15 protein-coding genes are annotated in these 17813 nt (G+C 68.6%); 5 read left to right on the forward strand and 10 right to left on the reverse strand.

Annotation, left to right across the window (positions count from 1 at the left end):
• Positions 1–10 precede the first annotated feature (10 nt).
• Positions 11–1174 (forward strand): aromatic ring-hydroxylating oxygenase subunit alpha, encoded by a 1164-nt coding sequence (locus V8Z80_RS16425; RefSeq protein WP_155196810.1) that lies wholly within the window; start codon positions 11–13, stop codon positions 1172–1174.
• Between the two features lie 81 nt (positions 1175–1255).
• Here the strand turns inward: V8Z80_RS16425 and V8Z80_RS16430 are convergent, their stop codons facing one another.
• Positions 1256–2158, reverse strand: coding sequence for a DMT family transporter (locus tag V8Z80_RS16430; RefSeq protein ID WP_336062757.1), 903 nt, complete (start codon positions 2156–2158; stop codon positions 1256–1258).
• Between the two features lie 219 nt (positions 2159–2377).
• On the opposite strand from V8Z80_RS16430, the gene htpX reads away from it, so the two are divergent.
• Positions 2378–3253, forward strand: coding sequence for a protease HtpX (gene htpX / locus V8Z80_RS16435; RefSeq protein WP_155196812.1), 876 nt, complete (start codon positions 2378–2380; stop codon positions 3251–3253).
• 59 nt (positions 3254–3312) lie between these two features.
• Here the strand turns inward: htpX and V8Z80_RS16440 are convergent, their stop codons facing one another.
• Positions 3313–4008: an RraA family protein gene (locus V8Z80_RS16440; protein ID WP_442951989.1), complete on the reverse strand. Its 696-nt coding sequence runs from the start codon at positions 4006–4008 to the stop codon at positions 3313–3315.
• Positions 4009–4048: 40 nt separating this feature from the next.
• Positions 4049–4960 carry a Bug family tripartite tricarboxylate transporter substrate binding protein gene (locus tag V8Z80_RS16445; RefSeq protein ID WP_336062758.1) on the reverse strand — a complete coding sequence of 304 codons (912 nt, stop codon included), beginning with the start codon at positions 4958–4960 and terminating at the stop codon, positions 4049–4051.
• Positions 4961–5074: 114 nt separating this feature from the next.
• Between V8Z80_RS16445 and V8Z80_RS16450 the strand changes: the two genes are divergently transcribed.
• Together V8Z80_RS16450 and V8Z80_RS16455 are read left to right on the forward strand one after the other, a co-directional pair.
• The gene (locus V8Z80_RS16450; RefSeq protein ID WP_336062759.1) at positions 5075–5755 is read left to right on the forward strand and encodes a GntR family transcriptional regulator; all 681 of its coding nucleotides are present in this window, start codon (positions 5075–5077) and stop codon (positions 5753–5755) included.
• On the forward strand, positions 5752–6660 hold the full coding sequence (locus tag V8Z80_RS16455) for a DMT family transporter (protein WP_155196815.1): 909 nt from the start codon (positions 5752–5754) through the stop codon (positions 6658–6660). Before V8Z80_RS16450 ends, V8Z80_RS16455 begins: the two co-directional genes overlap by 4 nt.
• Here V8Z80_RS16455 and V8Z80_RS16460 read toward each other — a convergent pair.
• Positions 6649–7539 (reverse strand): ZIP family metal transporter, encoded by an 891-nt coding sequence (locus V8Z80_RS16460; protein WP_336062760.1) that lies wholly within the window; start codon positions 7537–7539, stop codon positions 6649–6651. The two genes, V8Z80_RS16455 and V8Z80_RS16460, sit on opposite strands and share 12 nt — an antisense overlap.
• Positions 7540–7675: 136 nt before the next feature.
• Positions 7676–10399, reverse strand: coding sequence for a DNA polymerase I (gene polA / locus V8Z80_RS16465; RefSeq protein ID WP_155196817.1), 2724 nt, complete (start codon positions 10397–10399; stop codon positions 7676–7678).
• 52 nt (positions 10400–10451) lie between these two features.
• Here polA and V8Z80_RS16470 point away from each other — a divergent pair, with 52 nt between their 5' ends.
• Positions 10452–11078: a TIGR00730 family Rossman fold protein gene (locus tag V8Z80_RS16470; protein WP_155196818.1), complete on the forward strand. Its 627-nt coding sequence runs from the start codon at positions 10452–10454 to the stop codon at positions 11076–11078.
• 42 nt (positions 11079–11120) lie between these two features.
• Here V8Z80_RS16470 and V8Z80_RS16475 read toward each other — a convergent pair whose 3' ends face one another.
• The 5 genes from V8Z80_RS16475 to infB all read right to left on the reverse strand — a co-directional run.
• A complete protein-coding gene (locus tag V8Z80_RS16475; protein WP_155196819.1) occupies positions 11121–12059 on the reverse strand; it encodes a diguanylate cyclase domain-containing protein in 939 nt (312 codons plus the stop codon).
• Positions 12060–12189: 130 nt separating this feature from the next.
• Entirely contained in the window at positions 12190–14010 is a 1821-nt protein-coding gene (gene typA / locus V8Z80_RS16480) for a translational GTPase TypA (protein ID WP_336062761.1), read from the reverse strand.
• A 20-nt stretch (positions 14011–14030) separates the two neighbouring features.
• On the reverse strand, positions 14031–14765 hold the full coding sequence (truB, locus tag V8Z80_RS16485) for a tRNA pseudouridine(55) synthase TruB (protein WP_336062762.1): 735 nt from the start codon (positions 14763–14765) through the stop codon (positions 14031–14033).
• 35 nt (positions 14766–14800) lie between these two features.
• Entirely contained in the window at positions 14801–15247 is a 447-nt protein-coding gene (rbfA, locus tag V8Z80_RS16490) for a 30S ribosome-binding factor RbfA (RefSeq protein WP_336062763.1), read from the reverse strand.
• Positions 15248–15250: 3 nt separating this feature from the next.
• The coding region (infB, locus tag V8Z80_RS16495) for a translation initiation factor IF-2 (RefSeq protein WP_336062764.1) at positions 15251–17813 on the reverse strand (2563 nt) is incomplete at its 5' end.

The following is a 17813-nucleotide window of genomic DNA, read 5'->3' on the forward strand; positions in this document are numbered from 1 at the left end:
GGAGGGAATCATGACCGATATTGGTCGGATGGCGCACCTGGCGCCAGCTCGCACCCAGCTCAACGTCAACGCCTATTTTGACGAAGCCCGCTTTGCCCGCGAGCAAGAACTCATTTTTAAGCAATCGTCCCTGTATGTCGGCAACGCCAAGAACGTGCCCGAGACAGGCGACTGGCGCACGCTCGTGCAAGAGCAGGGCGGGCGCGTGCTCGTGCGCAATCCGCAAGGCGTGGAACTGATCTCGAACGTTTGCAGGCACCGCCAGGCGCTGATGCTCGGCGGGGACACCGGCAACGTGACGGGCGCGGGCGCCAAGAACGTCAGCGGCAACCTGCGCGCCAGCGGCGGCAACATCGTCTGCCCCCTGCACCGCTGGACCTACAAGCCCGACGGCCAGTTGCTGGGCGCGCCGCAATTCGACAGCTCTCCGTGCCTGGATCTGCAGCGCTTTGCCCTGCGCGACTGCCACGGCCTGCTGTTCGAAGGCCCGCGCGACCCGGCGGCCGACATGGCCGCGCTGTTCCAGCGTCCGGAATTCGACTTCTCCGACTACGTGCTGGACCACGTCGAGATCCACCAGTGCAACTACAACTGGAAGACCTTCATCGAGGTCTACCTGGAGGACTACCACGTGGGCCCCTTCCATCCGGGCCTGGGCCGCTTCGTCACCTGCGACGACCTGAGCTGGGAGATGGGCGAATGGTTCAGCCTGCAGCGCGTGGGCGTGCACCAGGCGCTCGGGCAGCCGGGCTCGGACGTCTACCGCAAGTGGCAGGACATCCTGCTGCAGTACCGCGGCGGCCAGGCGCCTGATTTCGGCGCGATCTGGGTGACCTACTTCCCCACCCACATGATCGAGCTCTATCCGCATGTGCTGGTGCTGTCCACGCTGTACCCGCGCGGCCCGCAGGACACCTTGAACGTGGTCGAGTTCTATTATCCCGAAGAGATCGCCGCCTTCGAGCGCGAGTTCGTCCAGGCCCAGCGCGCCGCCTACATGGAGACCGCGGTCGAGGACGACGAGATCGCCGAGCGCATGGACGCGGGCCGCCGCGCCCTGATGGCGCGCGGCGTGACCGAGGCCGGCCCTTACCAGTCGCCGATGGAAGACGGCATGCAGCACTTTCACGAGTGGTACCGGCGCGTCATGCGCGAGCCGGCCGGGCAGGACTGACCTTGCCCCAAGGCAGCCCCTTCGGGGGCTAGCCGATCCGGCAGGCGCAGCATGCGGCCCCTGCCCTTGCCAGCGCGGACCTCAGGCTTGCGCCTTGCCGGCCGAGGCCGCCTGGCGGGCCGCCCGGCGCAAGGCCTCGCGGTTTTCCTGCAAGGTGCGCCAGATCGAGAGCAGGCCGGCGGCGATGATGCCGAACATGCCGACCCAGGCCAGCGTATCGGGAATCTCGTCCCAGACCGCCGCCCCCAGCAGCGCGGCGAAGATGATGGTGGTGTATTGCAGCGCCGCCGTCAGCAAGGCGGAGCCGGCGCCGAAAGCCCGGGTCATGGCCAGCTGGCCCACCATGCCCGACAAGCCCACGCCCGCCAGCGCGGCAATGCCCTCCCAGTCGGGCCAGCCCCAGCCCAGCAGCCACACGCCGGCCAGGCTGCTCAGGCACACCGCGATGGAAAACACCAGCACGGTGCGCCATTCGGCCTCGCCCAGCCGGCCCAGCTCGCGGATCTGCATCATGGCCACGGCCGACAAGGCCCCGGCCGCCAGGCCCAGGGCCGCGGGCAGCCACTGGTCGCCCGAGATGCTGGGACGCAGCACCGTCAGCACGCCCAGAAAGCCGATGATCACGGCGGCGATCCGCCAGCCGTCGCGCCCGGCGCCGCCCCAGCCCAGCATCCAGCAGGCGATGAACAGCGGCGCGGTGTAGTTCAGGCTGGTGGCGGTGGACAAGGGCAGGTAGGAAATGGCCACGAAGCCCAGCCACATGGAGCTGACCCCGGCCAGGTTGCGCTTGATATGGGGTTTCCAGGCGCGCGGCAGGATGGAATGCCCGCCGATGCGCGCCCAGGCGACGAGCAGCAGCACCGAGGGCAGGCCGCGAAACAGCACCACCTGGGCCAAGGTGGCCCCATGCTCGCTGGCCAGCTTCACGCAGCACCCCATGATGGCGAACATGGCCGACGCCAAGAGCATCCAAAGAGCCTGCATGAAAAAAACGTGCGTCCCGCGTCGCTGATGATTTGCAAAGAACCCCTACTATACTCCTGCCTTGCAACGGGGCCGTGTCATCCCCATCTGGAGCCTGGGCGGTTTGCGGGAACCGCCCCCGGCCCGGCCAGTCAAAATCCGGTCCCGGCTCGCGCGGGATGAGCGGCCTGCGGGGGGCCGCCAGATAGCAACAACCTTTCCAAGAAGGGAACAACAAGCATGAAACGCATCGTCCTTTTCCTGATGACCAACATCGCGGTCCTGATCGTGCTCAGCGCCACGCTGCGCATTTTCGGCGTGGACCGCTACATCACGGCCGAAGGCCTGAACGTGCAGGCCCTGCTGGTCTTCTCGGCCATCGTGGGCTTTACCGGCGCCTTCATTTCGCTGCTGCTGAGCAAGCCCATGGCCAAATGGAGTACCGGCGCGAAGGTGATCGACCCCAATGCCCCCAACGGCCCGCGCGAGATCTGGCTGCTCGACACCGTGCACCAGCTGGCCGACCGCGCCGGGGTGGGGCGGCCCGAGGTGGCCATCTACGAGGGCGAGCCCAACGCCTTCGCCACCGGGGCATTCAAGAACAATTCGCTGGTGGCCGTCTCCACCGGGCTGCTCGAATCCATGACCGAGGAAGAAGTGGCCGCGGTCCTGGCGCACGAGGTGGCCCACGTGGCCAATGGCGACATGGTCACCCTTACCCTGATCCAGGGCGTGGTCAACACCTTCGTGGTCTTCCTGGCCCGCGTGGTGGGCTATTTCGTCGACCGCATCCTGCTCAAGAACGAGCGCGGCGTGGGCCTGGGCTACTACGCCGTGGTCATCGTCTGCGAGATCATCTTCGGCATCCTGGCCTCCATCATCGTGGCCTGGTTCTCGCGCCAGCGGGAATACCGCGCCGATGCCGGCGCCGCGCACCTGATGGGCTCGCGCGAGCCCATGATCCGCGCCCTGGCCCGCCTGGGCGGCCTGCAGCCGGGCGAACTGCCCAAGAGCTTCGAGGCCTCGGGCATCAGCGGCCGCGGCGCGGTCAGCGCGCTGTTCGCCAGCCACCCGCCGATCCAGGCCCGCATCCAGGCGCTGCAAGCCCTGCGCTGAGCGGCACGGCAGGCGGCCCCTGCCGCCTGCCCCGCCCGGCGCGCCTGCGGGAAAACAGGCTAGCGCCGGGCCGGCGCGTCATAGTCCGGGCTTTGCAGGTCGTGGTAGCGAAAGCGCCGGCGCGCCTCGTCCAGGCGCTGCCCGGCGCGCACCGCCTCGCGCAGCTTGTCTTCCTGCGCGGCGATGTCCTCGGCGATGGCCAGCAGCGCCTCTTCGTGGGCGCGGGGAATGACCAGCACGCCGTCCGGATCGCCCCGCAGGATGTCGCCCGGCCAGACGAGCGCCCCGCCGATCTCCACCGGCACCTGCAGGGCCTTGAGCTGGATGCGACCCTTGCCCGTCCGCATCCACGTATTCCGGCTGAAGATCGGATAGCCCAGCTCGCGGCATAGCGCCACGTCGCGGTTGTTGCCGTCGATCACCGTGCCGGCCATGCCGCGCCGGTGCGCGACCTCGGTCAGGATGTTGCCCCAGGTTCCCACATCGTCGCGTCCGCGATTGTCGATCGCGATGACGCTGCCCGGCGCCACGTCGTCGATGTATTCGCCCACGTTCCCGCCGCTGCCGTGCGCCGGCTCGTACTGCACCGTATAGGCGCGTCCGGCCAGCCGGAAACCCGGCGAGCACGGCTTGATGCGGCGGCACTGGCCGGCGATGCGCAGCCGGTCCAGCGCGTCGCTGAGCGTGGCGCAATCCAGGCGCGCGGCGCGCTGCACGTTGATGTCCTCATGGGGGGGGTGCTGCATTGAAGTCATGTGTAGGTCTTCCTGGTGAAGTCGCGCCGCGCGGGGCGGCTCAATCGATACGGATACCGGCCTGGCGAATCACGGGCTGCCAATAGGCCACGTCCTGGGCGACCTGGCGGGCAAGCTGCGCCGAATCCATGTAGCGCACCTGCACGCCGGCGGTCTGCAGCGAGCTGCGCACGCCCGGATCGGCCAAGGCCGCCTGCACTGCCTGCTCCAGCCTGGCCACCACTTCGGGAGCCACCTTGGCGGGCGCGAACAGCGCGACCCAGGCGTCCAGCTCGAAGCCCGGGAAGCCCGCTTCCCCGGCGGTCGGCACATCCGGCAGCATGGCGATGCGTTCCTTGCTGGCCACGGCCAGGGCCTTGAGCTTGCCGGCCTTGATGAAGCCGCCCACCGAAGGCGGCGTGGCCACCGTCATCTCGACGTTGCCCGCCAGCACGTCCTGCACCGCGGGCCCGGCGCCCTTGTACGGCACGTGCACGATCTGGACCTGGTTGCGCTGCTTGAACAGCTCCATGCCCACATGGGGCACCGAACCGTTGCCCGAGGTCGCGTAGTTCAGGCTGTTGGGATGGCTGCGCGCATGCTGCACCAGTTCCTGCAGCGAAGAGAACGGCTGCTGCGCATTCACGGCGACCACGTGCGGCGAAACCACCAGCATGGCGATCGGGGTGAAGTGCTTTTCGGGATCCCAGTCCAGGTTGGCGAACATGGCCGGATTGCCGACGTGGAACATGGAATAGCCCGCCAGCAGCGTATAGCCGTCGGGCGCCGAGCGCGCCACGTACGAAGCCGCGATGTTGCCGCTGGCGCCGGGACGGTTCTCGACGATGACGGTCTGGCCCAGCTGCGCCGAAAGCTGGGGCGCAAGAATGCGGGAAACCTGGTCGATAATGCCCGCTGGGGGCACCGGCACCGTGATTTTTACGGGCCGCTCCGGGAATTCGGCGCGTGCCACTGTTGAAATGCACAATAATAGTGCAAGAATCCCTGCGTTCCGCATAAAAAGTCTCCTTTAGTAATAATATTCTGCTGAGTCATAATAATACGGTAGCTTTATAAAATTATGAAGATGGCTTCTGAAATTTCGGCGCCGGAATCCGACGCGGGCGGTGCCAACGCGCCCGAACGCATCCGGCGCCGGCTGGAACAGGAAATCGAATCGGGCGCGCTGGCGCCCGGCGTCGCGTTGGATGAAAAACAAATCGCCGAGCGGTTCGGCGTCTCGCGCACGCCGGTGCGCGAGGCCTTGCTGATGCTGACCACCCAGAAACTGGTCGCAGTCGTGCCGCGCTCGGGCATGTATGTCTACCGGCCGGACGCGGCCGAGCTCATCAGCCTGCTCGAGCTGCTGGGCGAACTGGAAGCGGTAGCCGCCCGCCTGGCCGCACAACGCATGAACGCCGAGCAGCGCATGGCGCTGGCCCGGCTGCACGAGGACATGGGCCGGCTGGCCAGCGCCCAGGACAAGCCCGCCTACGAGGCCGCCAACCTGGCGCTGCACCGCGCCGTGCAGCAAGGCTGCGGCAACCCCTCGGTGCGCGAGGAAATCGATGCGGTCCGACGCCGGCTGGCGAGCTTTCGCCGCCACGTGTTCGAACAGCCCGGGCGGCTGCGCAGCTCCCACGGCGAGCACGAGCCGCTGGTGCTGGCCCTGGTCGCGGGCGATGCCGAAAACGCGGCGCGCGCCATGCGCGAGCACATCATCGGCAAGGGCAAGGCCTATGCCGACCTGGTGCTGGCCAATACATGAGCCAACCCTTCAAGCCCGGGCTGCTGGCCTGCCTGCTGGTGCCGCCCCTGCTGTGGGCCAGCAATGCCATCGTGGGCAAGCTGGCCGCCGGCCTCATCGCGCCGGTCACGCTCAATACCCTGCGCTGGACCGTGGCCTGGCTGGTGCTGGCGCCTTTCGTGGCCACAGCCATGCGCCGCCACGCCGCGACGCTGCGGGCGCAGGCGCTGCCGCTGGCGGTCAGCGCCTTCTGGGGCATCACCGCGTACAACGCGCTGCAATACCTTGCGCTGACGCTGTCCAGCCCCATCAGCACCTCGCTGATCGGCGCGTCGGCGCCGGTGCTGGTGCTGCTGATCGGCCGCCTGGGCTATGGCGCAAAAATCGGCCCGATGGGCGCCCTGGGCGCGCTGGTCTCCATCGCCGGGGTGATCTGGGTCATGGTCGAAGGCGATGCCGCCAAGCTGCGCGGCCTGGCCTTCTCCGCCGGCGACCTGGTCATGCTGGCGGCCACCCTGGCCTGGAGTGTATACACCTGGCGCCTGCGCACCGAACGCAGCGGGCTGCCGGCCGGCGTATTGCTGGGCGCGCAGATCCTTGCCGGCGTGCTGCTGAGCCTGCCCCTGGTCGCGCTGGAGCAGGCCTACGGCGGCTATGGGCCGATCCGCTGGGACGGCCGCACGCTGGCCATCGTCGCCTACGTGGGCGTGATGCCGTCCCTGGTGGCCATATTCTGCTGGCGCCATGCGGTCAGCCGCACCAGCGCGCAGCTGCCTGTGTTTTTCATGAACCTGACGCCCATCTTCACGGTATTGCTATCTGCCGCCATGCTGCGCCAGTACCCGCAAGCGCACCACTATGCGGGCCTGGCGCTGATCCTGGCGGGCATCGTGCTGGCCCAGCGCGACACGGCATCAGGGCGCTGAAGGCGCGGCGTGCCCGTGCGCATGGCCGTGTCCATGCCCGGGCGTATGGTCGTGTCCGTGCGCGCCATGCTCGTGCGCATGACCGTGCCCATGCGCGCCATGCTCGTGCCCATGATGCACGCTGGTCGTCACGGCATAGATCACCGCCACGCCCAGACCGACCAGCAGCAGCTGCGGCACGGCATCACGCAGCGACAGCCGCTCGTGCATCTGCGGCATGAGGTCGGCGATGGCGATATACAGGAAGCTGCTGGCGGCCACCACCAGCAGATAGGGCAGCAGGTACTGGAATTCGGCCAGCATGGCGTAGCCCACGACCGCGCCCAGCGCCGAGCACAGGCTGGAGAACAGGATCAGCAGGAAGGCCCGCTCACGCGTGAGCCTGGCGTTCATCAGCACCACGAAATCGCTGAGCTTGTGCGGCACCTCGTGCAGGATGATGGAGGCGGCGGTCAGCACGCCCAGGCGCACGTCGGCCAGGAAGGCCGCGGCGATCAGCACGCCGTCGCAAAGATTGTGCAGCGAACTGCCCACCAGGATGAGCACGCCGCCGCGCCCGGCCTCGTGCCGGTCGTGGCCGGGATGGTGGTGATGGCCGTCGCCCTCGTGATGATGGCTGTGGCGCAGCAGCGCGATCTTCTCCAGCACGAACAGCACCACCAGGGACGCCAGCATCACGGCGAACAAGGTATGCGCATCGGGGCCGGATTCGAAGGCTTCGGGCAGCAGGTGCAGCAGCGACACGCCCAGCAGCACGCCGACCGAAAGGCTGACCATGTGATGCAGGTAGCGGGCGAACAGCTGGTAGGTCAGCCAGCGCGCGACAAGCAGCGCCAGCAGGCCGCCGGCGACGGCGGCAAGCACGATCCAGAAAAGCATGGGAAAGGAAGGGACAGGGAAAGTCGTGAAATATTATATCGTTACCCTGGGCGGCCTTGGGCGCGGGGCGCGGGGCGCGGCCCGCCGGCCGGGCACGCCGGCCCCCGGACGCTGGCGGCGGGCGCAGGCCGGCCTGTCAGTGCGCCTGCTCCCAGTTGGGCCCGGCGCCGATATCGACCCGCAGCGGCACGCGCAGCTGGGCCACGCCTTCCATCAGGCCCGGCACGCGCGCGCGCAGCACCGCCTCTTCGTCGGCTGGCGCATCGAAGACCAGTTCGTCGTGCACCTGCATCACCATGCGGGTGCGCAGGCCCTCGGCAAGCAGCCATTGCTGCACCGCCACCATCGCCTTCTTGATCAGGTCGGCGGCCGTGCCCTGCATCGGGGCGTTGATGGCGGCGCGCTCGGCGCCCTGGCGGCGCGGCCCCGAGCCTGCCCGCATGTCGGGCATCCACAGCCGGCGGCCGAACACGGTCTGCACGTAGCCCAGTTCGCGCGCCTGCGCCTTGGTGTCGGCCATGTACTGCGCCACGCCGGGATAGCGCGCGAAATAACGATCGATGTAGGCCTGGGCGGCATCGCGGGTAATGCCCAGGTTGCTGGCCAGCCCGAAGGCGCCCATGCCGTAGATCAGGCCGAAGTTGATCGCCTTGGCGGCGCGCCGCTGGTCGGCGGTGACCTCGGCCAGGGGCACGTTGAACACTTCGGCCGCCGTGGCCCGGTGGATGTCCTCGCCGGCCATGAACGCGCGCTGCAGGTTGGCATCGTCCGAGACGTGCGCCATCACGCGCAACTCGATCTGCGAGTAGTCGGCCGAGACGATCACGCCGTCGGTGGCGATGAAGGCCTCGCGCACGCGCCGCCCGGCCGCCGTGCGCACCGGGATGTTCTGCAGATTGGGCTCGGACGAGGCCAGCCGCCCCGTCACCACGGCGGCCTGCGCATAGTGCGTGTGCACCCGCCCGGTGCGCGGATCGATCATGCGGGGCAGCTTGTCGGTATAGGTGGACTTGAGCTTGGACAGGCCGCGGTATTCGAGCAGGGTCTGCGGCAGCGGATAGTCCTGCGCCAGCCTGCTCAGCACGTCCTCGTCGGTGGAAGGCGCGCCCCCGGCCGTCTTGCGCACCACCGGCAGGCCCATGCGGCCGAACAGGATCTCGCCCAGCTGCTTGGGCGAATTCAGGTTGAAGGGCTGGCCCGCCAGCTCGTAGGCGCGCGTCTCCAGCCGCAACATTTCCTGGCCCAGGGCGCTGCTTTGGCGCGCGAGTTCGTCCGGGTCGATGCGCACGCCGTGGCGCTCGATGTCGAACAGCACGCGCGAGACATCCAATTCGAGCCGGTAGACCGCCTCCATGCCGGCATCGGCCGCCACTTTCGGGCGCAGCACCCGGTGCAGCGCCAGCGTGAAATCGGCATCCTCGCAGGCGTAGTGCGCGGCCTGCTCCACCGCCACCTCGTCAAAGCCGATCTGCTGCGCGCCCTTGCCGCACAGCTGTTCGTAGCTCAAGCCGCTGCGGCCCAGCCAGCGCTGCGCCAGATCGGCCAGGCTGACGCTGCGATGCGATTCCAGCACATAGGCCTGCAGCATGGTGTCCTCGGCGATGCCGGCCAGCGCGATGCCTTCGTTGGCCAGCACGTGGCTGTCGTACTTGGCATGATGCAGCAGCTTGGCGGCGCCGGCATTCTCCAGCCAGGGCTTGAGCCGGGCCAGCACCTGGTCCTTGGGCAATTGGACGGTATTGTCCGGGCCGCGATGCGCCAGCGGGATATAGCAGGCCTGGCCGTCCTGCACCGCCAGCGACAGGCCGACCAGCCGGGCCTGCATGCCGTCCAGCGAAGTGGTTTCGGTGTCCAGCGCGGTCAGCGTGGCGTTTTCGATGCGTTCGAGCCAGGCCTCGAAGGCGGGCCAGTCGGTGACGGTCTGGTAGTCGGTCTGCGCCGGCGGCGGGGGCACGCTTTCGTCCAGCACCACGCGCGCATCGCCCGTGGGCATGCGCGCGGCATCGCCGGTCAGCTCGCGCAGCCAGGTCCGGAAACCATAGCGGTCGTACAGCTCAATCAGCCGCGGCACATCCGGCGCGCGCGGCACCAGCGCCGAGAAATCGGGCACCACCTGCGAAAGATCGCAATCGGTCTTGACGGTCAGCAGTTGGCGGGTCAGCTCGAACTGAGGGATCGCGCTGCGCAGATTGGCGCCGGCCACGCCCTTGATGCTCTCGGCGGCCGCGACCAGCGCCTGGACGGAGCCATGCTCGCCCAGCCACTTGGCGGCCGTCTTGGGGCCGACCTTCTGCACGCCCGGCACGTTGTCCACGCTGTCGCCCACCAGCATCAGGTAATCGACGATGCGCTCGGGCGGCACGCCGAACTTGCCGGCGACCCCGGCCACATCCAGCGTTTCGCCCGACATGGTGTTGACCAGCGTGACATGGGGGTTCACCAGCTGGGCCAGGTCCTTGTCGCCGGTGGAGATCACGGTATGGATGTCCTGGGCCGCGGCCTGCGCGGCCAGGGTGCCGATCACGTCGTCGGCCTCCACGCCCTCGACCGCCAGCACGTTCCATCCCAGGGCCCGCACGGTCTGGTGGATGGCCTCGACCTGCTGCGCCAGCTCTTCGGGCATGGGAGGGCGGTGCGCCTTGTAGTCGGCGTAGAGATCCTCGCGAAACGTTTTGCCACGAGCGTCAAATACACATGCTGCATACTGTGCGTTGTAGTCCGGCACCAGCCGGCGCAGCATGTTGATCACGCCGTACAGCGCGCCCGTGGGCTCGCCCTGCGCATTGCGCAGGTCCGGCATGGCATGAAACGCACGGTAGAGGTAGCTGGAGCCGTCCACCAGCAACAGGGTTTTTTTCATGGTTACAAAGCACAAGACAGGCACGCCGGCCGAGCAGCAAATACCCGGGATTATGTCAGAGATAAGCCGGGCAGCCGATGCGCTGGCCAGCCTGGGACCGGCGGTCAGCGTGTTCGGCAGCGCCCGCATCAGCCGCGATTCGCCCTATTACCAGACGGCCGAGACGCTGAGCGCGCAATTGGCCCGCGCCGGCTTTGCCGTCATCGCCGGCGGCGGCCCGGGCATCATGGAGGCGGCCAACAAGGGCGCCTACGAGGCCAAGGGCACCAGCGTGGGCCTGAACATCGTGCTGCCGCACGAGGCCCGCAACAATGGCTACCAATCGATCGCGCTGGAATTCGAGTACTTTTATTCGCGCAAGGCCACCTTCTTCATGCACAGCGCGGCCTACGTCGCCCTGCCCGGCGGCTTCGGCACGCTGGACGAGCTGTTCGAGGCGCTGACGCTGGTCCAGACCGGCAAGGTGGAGCCGGCGCCGGTCATCCTCATGGGGCGCGAGTTCTGGCAAGGCCTGGCCGACTGGATCGGCAGCGAACTGCTGGCCCACGGCACCATCGGGGCGCACGACCTGGAACTGTTCGTCATCGAGGACGACCCGGCCCGCGTGGTCGAGCTGATCGTCGACCATCACGGCAAGCACGCCGCCGCCGACGACCTGGAGCCGGCCCTGCCCACCTGAGCCGTCCCCGCCCGCGCCTGCCCGGCGCGGGGCGCGGCCGGTTCAGGCTGCGCGCTCCGGGTTCTTGAACCAGCCCCAGCCGCCCTTCTCCAGCCGCTTGACCCGGTATAGCGCCTCGTCGGCCTGCTTGAGCAGGCCCTGCAGGTCGGCGGCGTCCTGCGGATACAGGCTCACGCCGATGCTGGAGCCCACGGTGACGGTCCGCCCCCCGGCCCGCATGGGCTGCCTGATCGCGGTGCCGATACGCCAGCAGGCGCGCTCCACGTCCTCGGCGCCCCGGATGCCGCTCAGCAGCACCACGAACTCGTCGCCGCCCAGGCGATAGACCGTGCCGGCGGCCCCGACGCTGGCGCGCAGGCAGGCTGCCACGGCCACCAGGACCTCGTCGCCGGCGTCGTGGCCAAGCTGGTCGTTCACCGGCTTGAAGCCGTCCAGGTCGATCAGCAGCAGGGCCGCCGGCCCGCGCGCCTGGGCAGGCTCGTCCGCCCAGCGATGCTGCAGGGCCCGGCGGTTCATGAGCCGCGTCAGCGGATCCTCGAAGGCGATGCGGCGCAGCGCCTCCTCGGCCCGCTTGCTGTCGGAGATGTCCTCGAAGGTGGCGATGCCCACGCCGATGTCGTGCAGCAGGATGCCCCGGTGCAGCATGGCCAGCAGCTCGCCGTCGGCGCGGCGCACCTGGACTTCCCAGGGGGGGACTTCCGAGATGCCGCTCACGCCCGATTCCCAGAGCCGCTGCCAGCGCAGGCGAGCCTCGTCCCGGTCGGCCTGGCGCACATAGGCGCGCTCGATCCAGTCCTCCACGGTGGCGAAGCTGCCGTCCTCGTAGCCCAGCACGGTCCGGAAGGCGCGGTTGGTGAAACGAATGCGGCGGTCGTGCAGCGTGGCCCAGGAAAGCGGGATGGGCATGGCATCGAGCACGATGTGCAGGTCGCGCGAAGACAGGCTCTCGCCCTTGCTTGCCCTATCGAGAAACTCTTTCATTCCTCCTCCGTGCCGACCGACACAGCCTACGCCTAGCATAGCGCATGCGGCCCGCGTTAAATCGCCCGCCTGGAAAGAAGAACGGCCCCCTTGCGGGGGCCGTTCGCCCGGCTGCCGGCCGCTGCCGGCCTCAGGCGTTCTCGCGCGAGGCGCGGCGGCGCTCGTGTTCCTGCAGATGGCGCTTGCGCAGGCGGATGGACTTGGGCGTGACCTCGACCAGTTCGTCGTCATCGATGAATTCGACCGCGTACTCCAGCGACAGCTGGATCGGCGGCACCAGGCGCACGGCCTCGTCCGTGCCCGAGGCGCGGATGTTGGTCAGCTGCTTGCCCTTGATCGGGTTGACCACCAGGTCGTTGTCGCGGCTGTGGATGCCGATGATCATGCCCTCGTACAGCGGCTCGCCGGGGCTGACGAACATGCGGCCGCGGTCCTGCAGCTTCCAGAGCGCATAGGCCACCGCCTCGCCGTTGTCCTGGCTGATCAGCACGCCGTTGCGGCGCTCGCCGATGGCGCCCTCGCGCACCGGGGCGTATTCGTGGAAGATGTGGCTCATCAGGCCGGTGCCGCGGGTCAGCGTCAGGAACTCGTTCTGAAAGCCGATCAGGCCGCGCGCCGGGATGATGTATTCCAGGCGCGTGCGGCCGCGGCCGTCCGGCTGCATGTCCTGCAGGTCGCCCTTGCGGCGTCCCAGCTCTTCCATGACGCCGCCCTGGTGCGCATCCTCCACGTCGATGGTCAAGGACTCGAAGGGCTCGCACTTGACGCCGTCGATCTCCTTGAACACCACGCGCGGACGCGAGACCGCCAGTTCGTAGCCTTCGCGGCGCATGGTCTCGAGCAGGATGGTCAGGTGCAATTCGCCACGGCCCGAGACTTCGAACACCGTATCGTCGCCGGTATCGCGCACGCGCAGGGCCACGTTGGACTTGAGCTCGCGCTCGAGCCGGTCGCGGATCTGGCGGCTGGTGACGAACTTGCCTTCGCGCCCGGCCAGGGGCGAGGTGTTGACCATGAAGTTCATGGTCAGCGTCGGCTCGTCGATACGCAGCACCGGCAGGGCCTCGGGCGTGGCCGGGTCGGTGACCGTGCTGCCGATGCCGATTTCCTCGATGCCGTTGATCAGCACGATGTCGCCGGCCTCGGCCTCGTCCACCACCACGCGCTCCAGGCCGCGGAACTTGAGCACCTGGTTGATGCGTCCGCGCGCCGGCGCGCCGTCCGGGCCGTAGCGGTGGGCCACTTCCATGCCCGGCCGGATGCGGCCCCGGTTGATGCGCCCCACGCCGATCTTGCCCACGTAGCTGCTGTAGTCCAGCGAGATGATCTGCATCTGCAGCGGGCCGTCGGGATCGTCGTCGCGCTGCGGCACGTGCGCCAGTATCGCCTCGAACAGCGGGCGCATGTCGCCTTCGCGCACCTCGGGCGTCAGGCCCGCATAGCCGGCCAGGCCCGAGGCGTACACCACCGGGAAGTCCAGCTGCTCTTCGGTGGCGCCCAGCTTGTCGAACAGGTCGAAGGTGGCGTTGATGACGTAGTCCGGGCGCGCGCCGGGACGATCGATCTTGTTGACCACGACGATGGGCTTGAGGCCCAGCGCCAGCGCCTTGCGCGTCACGAAGATGGTCTGGGGCATGGGGCCTTCGACCGCGTCGACCAGCAGCAGCACGCCATCGACCATGGACAGCACGCGCTCGACCTCGCCGCCGAAATCGGCGTGCCCCGGGGTATCGACGATGTTGATGTGGGTGCCTTCGTACTCGACCGCGCAGTTCTTGGCCAGGATGGTGATGCCGCGTTCCTTTTCGAGATCGTTCGAATCCATGACGCGTTCGCTGACGGCCTGGTTCTCGCGGAAGGTGCCCGATTGGCGCAGCAGTTGGTCGACCAGCGTGGTCTTGCCGTGGTCCACGTGGGCGATGATGGCGACATTGCGCAAGGCGCGTGACATAGCAGTCCTTTAACTTTCGTTCATTTGGCGGGCATCAGGCCCGCTGGCAATTGGTCCAGGCCCAGCAGGGCCGTCTTGGGGTCGGGCAAGGCCTGCAAGGCATCCAGGGCGATGGCGTCCTCGAGCCGGAAAGGCCCGACCCGGGTGCGCCGCAAGGCGGTCAGGTGGGCGCCGCAGCCCAGCGCCCGCCCGATGTCCTGGGCCAGCGTGCGCACATAGGTGCCCTTGCTGCAAAACAGGTCCATCACCGCCTGGCTGCCGTCCAAGGACAGCAGCTGCAGGCTGTGGATGGTGACCGCGCGCGGCGCGCGCTCGAGTTCCACCCCCGCGCGCGCGTATTCGTACAGCGGCTTGCCGTCGCGCTTGAGGGCCGAATACATCGGCGGCACCTGTTCGATGCTACCGGTGAATCGTGACATCACTTCGCGCAGTGCCGTCTCGCTCACGCCGGCAAAGCCCGGGCCCGCCGAACTGACCACATTGCCCGTGAGATCGCCCGTGTCGGTCTCCTCGCCGAAGCGTACCGTGGCGCGGTAGCCCTTGTCCGCATCGAGCATGGCCCCGCAGATCTTGGTGGCGCGTCCGGTGCAGCACACCAGCAGCCCGGTGGCGAAAGGGTCCAGGGTGCCGGTGTGGCCGGCCTTGGCCGCATCGAGGGTGCGCTTGGCGCGCTGCAAGGCGTGGTTGCTGGACAGCCCTTCGGGTTTGTCCAGCAGCAGTACACCGTCGAGCGCGACTCCGCGTCGTCTGGCCATCGTCTTGAATCCGGAAAAAAGCGATGCCAGTCCGTTCAGGACCGGTCTTCGGGCTCGTCGGGAACGCCCTTGCGCTCGGCGCGGCCGTCGTCCGCCTGGACATCGCTGCCTTCCTGCACGGCGGGGCCCTGGTTGGCGCGGTCGATCAGCTGCGACATCTCGATGCCGCGCACGATCTGCTCGTCATGATGAAAATGCAGCGAGGGCACGGTATGGATGTGCAGCATCTTGAAAAGCTGCGAATGCAGCCAGCCGGCCTTCTCGCGCAGCACCGCCGTGGCGGTCTCGGGCTCCGCGCCCAGCACGGTGAAATACACCTTGGCATGGGCATAGTCGGCCGAGAGCTCCACGCCCGAGAGCGTGATGAGCCCGGCGCGGGATACGTCGATCTCGCGCTGGATCAGCACCGCCAGATCCTTCTGGATCTGTTCGGCCAGCCGCAGGTTGCGGCCGGGGAGGGATTTGCTCTTGTGACGGCTCATCGCTTACAGGGTACGGGCGATTTCCTTGATCTCGAAGACCTCGAGCTGGTCGCCCACCTGGATATCGTTGTTGTTGCGCAGGGTCAGGCCGCAATCGAAGCCGGCGCGCACTTCCTTGACGTCGTCCTTGAAGCGGCGCAGCGAATCGAGCACGCCCGTCCACTGCACGACGTTGTTGCGCAGCAGGCGGATCTGCGAATCGCGGCGGATGATGCCATCGAGCACCATGCAGCCGGCGATGTTGCCGATGCGCGAGATGGTGTAGATCTCGCGGATCTCGACCAGGCCGATGACTTCCTCGCGCTTTTCGGGCGCCAGCATGCCCGACATGGCGGCCTTCACCTCATCGACGGCGTCGTAGATGATGTTGTAGTAGCGCAGGTCCACGCCGTTGGCCTCGGCCAGCTTCTTGGCGCTCTGGTCGGCGCGCACGTTAAAGCCGATGATCACCGCGCCCGAGGCGATCGCCAGGTTGACGTCGCTTTCGGAGACGCCGCCCACCGCCGCATGCACCACCTGCACCCGGACCTCGGAGGTCGAGAGCTTGGTGAGCGCGGCCACCAAGGCCTCCTGCGAGCCCTGCACATCGGTCTTGACGATGAGCGAGAGCGTCTGCATGCCTTCGCCCAGGTTGTCGAACATGGACTCGAGCTTGGCGGCCTGCTGGCGGGCCAGCTTGACGTCGCGGAACTTGCCCTGGCGAAACAACGCGATCTCGCGCGCCTTGCGCTCGTCGGCCAGCGCGATGAGCTCGTCGCCGGCGGCCGGCACTTCGGTCAGGCCCTGGATCTCGACGGGGATGGACGGGCCGGCGCTGGCCACGGGCTTGCCGTTCTCGTCCAGCATGGCGCGCACCCGGCCATAGCTCGCGCCGGCCAGTACCACGTCGCCGCGGTTGAGCGTGCCGCTTTGCACCAGGATGGTGGCCACGGGACCGCGCCCCTTGTCCAGGCGGGCCTCGATGACCAGGCCCTTGGCCGGCGCCTCGACCGGCGCCTTGAGTTCGAGGATCTCGGCCTGCAGCAGCACGTTCTCGAGCAGGTCGTCGATGCCCTGGCCGGTCTTGGCCGACACGGGCACGAAGGGCACGTCGCCGCCGTATTCTTCCGGCACGACCTCTTCGGCCACCAGCTCCTGCTTGACGCGGTCGGGGTTGGCCTCGGGCTTGTCGATCTTGTTGACCGCCACCACCAGCGGCACGCCGGCCGCCTTGGCATGGTGGATGGCCTCGCGCGTCTGCGGCATCACGCCGTCGTCGGCCGCCACCACCAGGATGACGATGTCGGTCGCCTTGGCGCCGCGCGCCCGCATGGCGGTGAACGCCTCGTGGCCCGGGGTATCCAGGAAGGTGACCATGCCGCGGTCGGTCTGCACGTGATAGGCGCCGATGTGCTGGGTGATGCCGCCGGCCTCGCCCGCGGCGACCTTGGCGCGGCGGATGTAGTCCAGCAGCGAGGTCTTGCCGTGGTCGACGTGGCCCATGACGGTGACCACGGGCGCGCGCGGCTGCACCTCGCCCTCGCCTTGCGGCGCTTCGTCCAGGAAGGCTTCCGGGTCGTCCAGCTTGGCGGCGATGGCGGTATGGCCCAGTTCCTCGACCAGGATCATGGCCGTTTCCTGGTCCAGCACCTGGTTGATGGTGACCATCTGGCCCAGTTTCATCAGGTGCTTGATGACCTCGGCGGCCTTGACCGACATCTTGTGCGCCAGGTCGGCCACGGTGATGGTCTCGGGCACGTGCACTTCGCGCTGGATGAACTCGGCCGGCGCCTGCTGGGCGCTGGACTGCTGCGACTGGTTGCGCCCGCCGCGGCCTCCCCGGCCCGACTTGCCGCCGCCCTTGCCGGCGCGCCAGCCGTCGCGGCTGGGAGGCGTTGCGGCCTTGTCGGCGGGCTTCTTGCGCGATGCGTCGTCGGTCCAGCTGGAGGACACCTCGGTGGTCTTGATGACCTTCTTGCCGGGCGCGGCGGGCTTGGCGTCCTTCTTGGCGCCAGCCTTGGCGGCCGCGGGCTTGTGCAGGGTGCCGGAGATGCCCGCGCCAGGCTCGGGCTCGGGCGCGCGCAGCACCTTGCGCGGACGGTTCAGCATCTCGCGCAGGGCCGCGGCCTCGGCCTCGGCCGCGCGGCGGGCTTCGTCCCGGTCCACGGCCGGGGCCGCGGCAGCCACCGGCGGCTCGCCGCGGCGGGCGCCGGCACGGGCCGGCGCCGCCGGCTCGGCGGGCTTGGCGGCAGGCTTGGCCGCAGCCGGGGGCGGCACGGCCGCCGGCTTGGCGCCTTCGGATGCGGCCGATTCGGGTTGGCCGGCGGAGGCGGCGGGCTTGTCGGCCTTGGCCGGTTCGGCCGGCGGCTGGGCGGCGGGCTCGGCCTGCGCGGCGGGCTCCTCGCGCTTGGCCGGCTCGGCCGCCTGGGAAGGCGCGGGCTGTTCGGCGGCAGGTTCGGCCTTGGCAGCCGGCTCGGCAGCAGCAGGGGCCGCAGCCGGCTCGGCCGGCTTGGCTTCGGGCTCAGCGGGCTTGGCGGGCGCGGCGGCTTGCGCGGGCTCGGCGGCGGCCGGCTTGGCAGATCGGAAG

The organism is Orrella sp. JC864, assembly GCF_037026685.1.
GTDB lineage: Bacteria > Pseudomonadota > Gammaproteobacteria > Burkholderiales > Burkholderiaceae_B > Orrella.

Bases quoted from the DNA above. Each gene is read 5' to 3' on its own strand.
- V8Z80_RS16425 (WP_155196810.1), top strand. From the start codon at position 11: ATGACCGATATTGGTCGGATGGCGCACCTGGCGCCAGCTCGCACCCAG.
- V8Z80_RS16430 (WP_336062757.1), bottom strand. From the start codon at position 2,158: ATGCAGGCTCTTTGGATGCTCTTGGCGTCGGCCATGTTCGCCATCATG.
- V8Z80_RS16450 (WP_336062759.1), top strand. From the start codon at position 5,075: ATGGCTTCTGAAATTTCGGCGCCGGAATCCGACGCGGGCGGTGCCAAC.
- typA (WP_336062761.1), bottom strand. From the start codon at position 14,010: ATGTCACGCGCCTTGCGCAATGTCGCCATCATCGCCCACGTGGACCAC.
- V8Z80_RS16460 (WP_336062760.1), bottom strand. From the start codon at position 7,539: ATGCTTTTCTGGATCGTGCTTGCCGCCGTCGCCGGCGGCCTGCTGGCG.
- V8Z80_RS16440 (WP_442951989.1), bottom strand. From the start codon at position 4,008: ATGACTTCAATGCAGCACCCCCCCCATGAGGACATCAACGTGCAGCGC.
- rbfA (WP_336062763.1), bottom strand. From the start codon at position 15,247: ATGAGCCGTCACAAGAGCAAATCCCTCCCCGGCCGCAACCTGCGGCTG.
- truB (WP_336062762.1), bottom strand. From the start codon at position 14,765: ATGGCCAGACGACGCGGAGTCGCGCTCGACGGTGTACTGCTGCTGGAC.
- V8Z80_RS16455 (WP_155196815.1), top strand. From the start codon at position 5,752: ATGAGCCAACCCTTCAAGCCCGGGCTGCTGGCCTGCCTGCTGGTGCCG.
- htpX (WP_155196812.1), top strand. From the start codon at position 2,378: ATGAAACGCATCGTCCTTTTCCTGATGACCAACATCGCGGTCCTGATC.
- V8Z80_RS16475 (WP_155196819.1), bottom strand. From the start codon at position 12,059: ATGAAAGAGTTTCTCGATAGGGCAAGCAAGGGCGAGAGCCTGTCTTCG.
- polA (WP_155196817.1), bottom strand. From the start codon at position 10,399: ATGAAAAAAACCCTGTTGCTGGTGGACGGCTCCAGCTACCTCTACCGT.
- V8Z80_RS16470 (WP_155196818.1), top strand. From the start codon at position 10,452: ATGTCAGAGATAAGCCGGGCAGCCGATGCGCTGGCCAGCCTGGGACCG.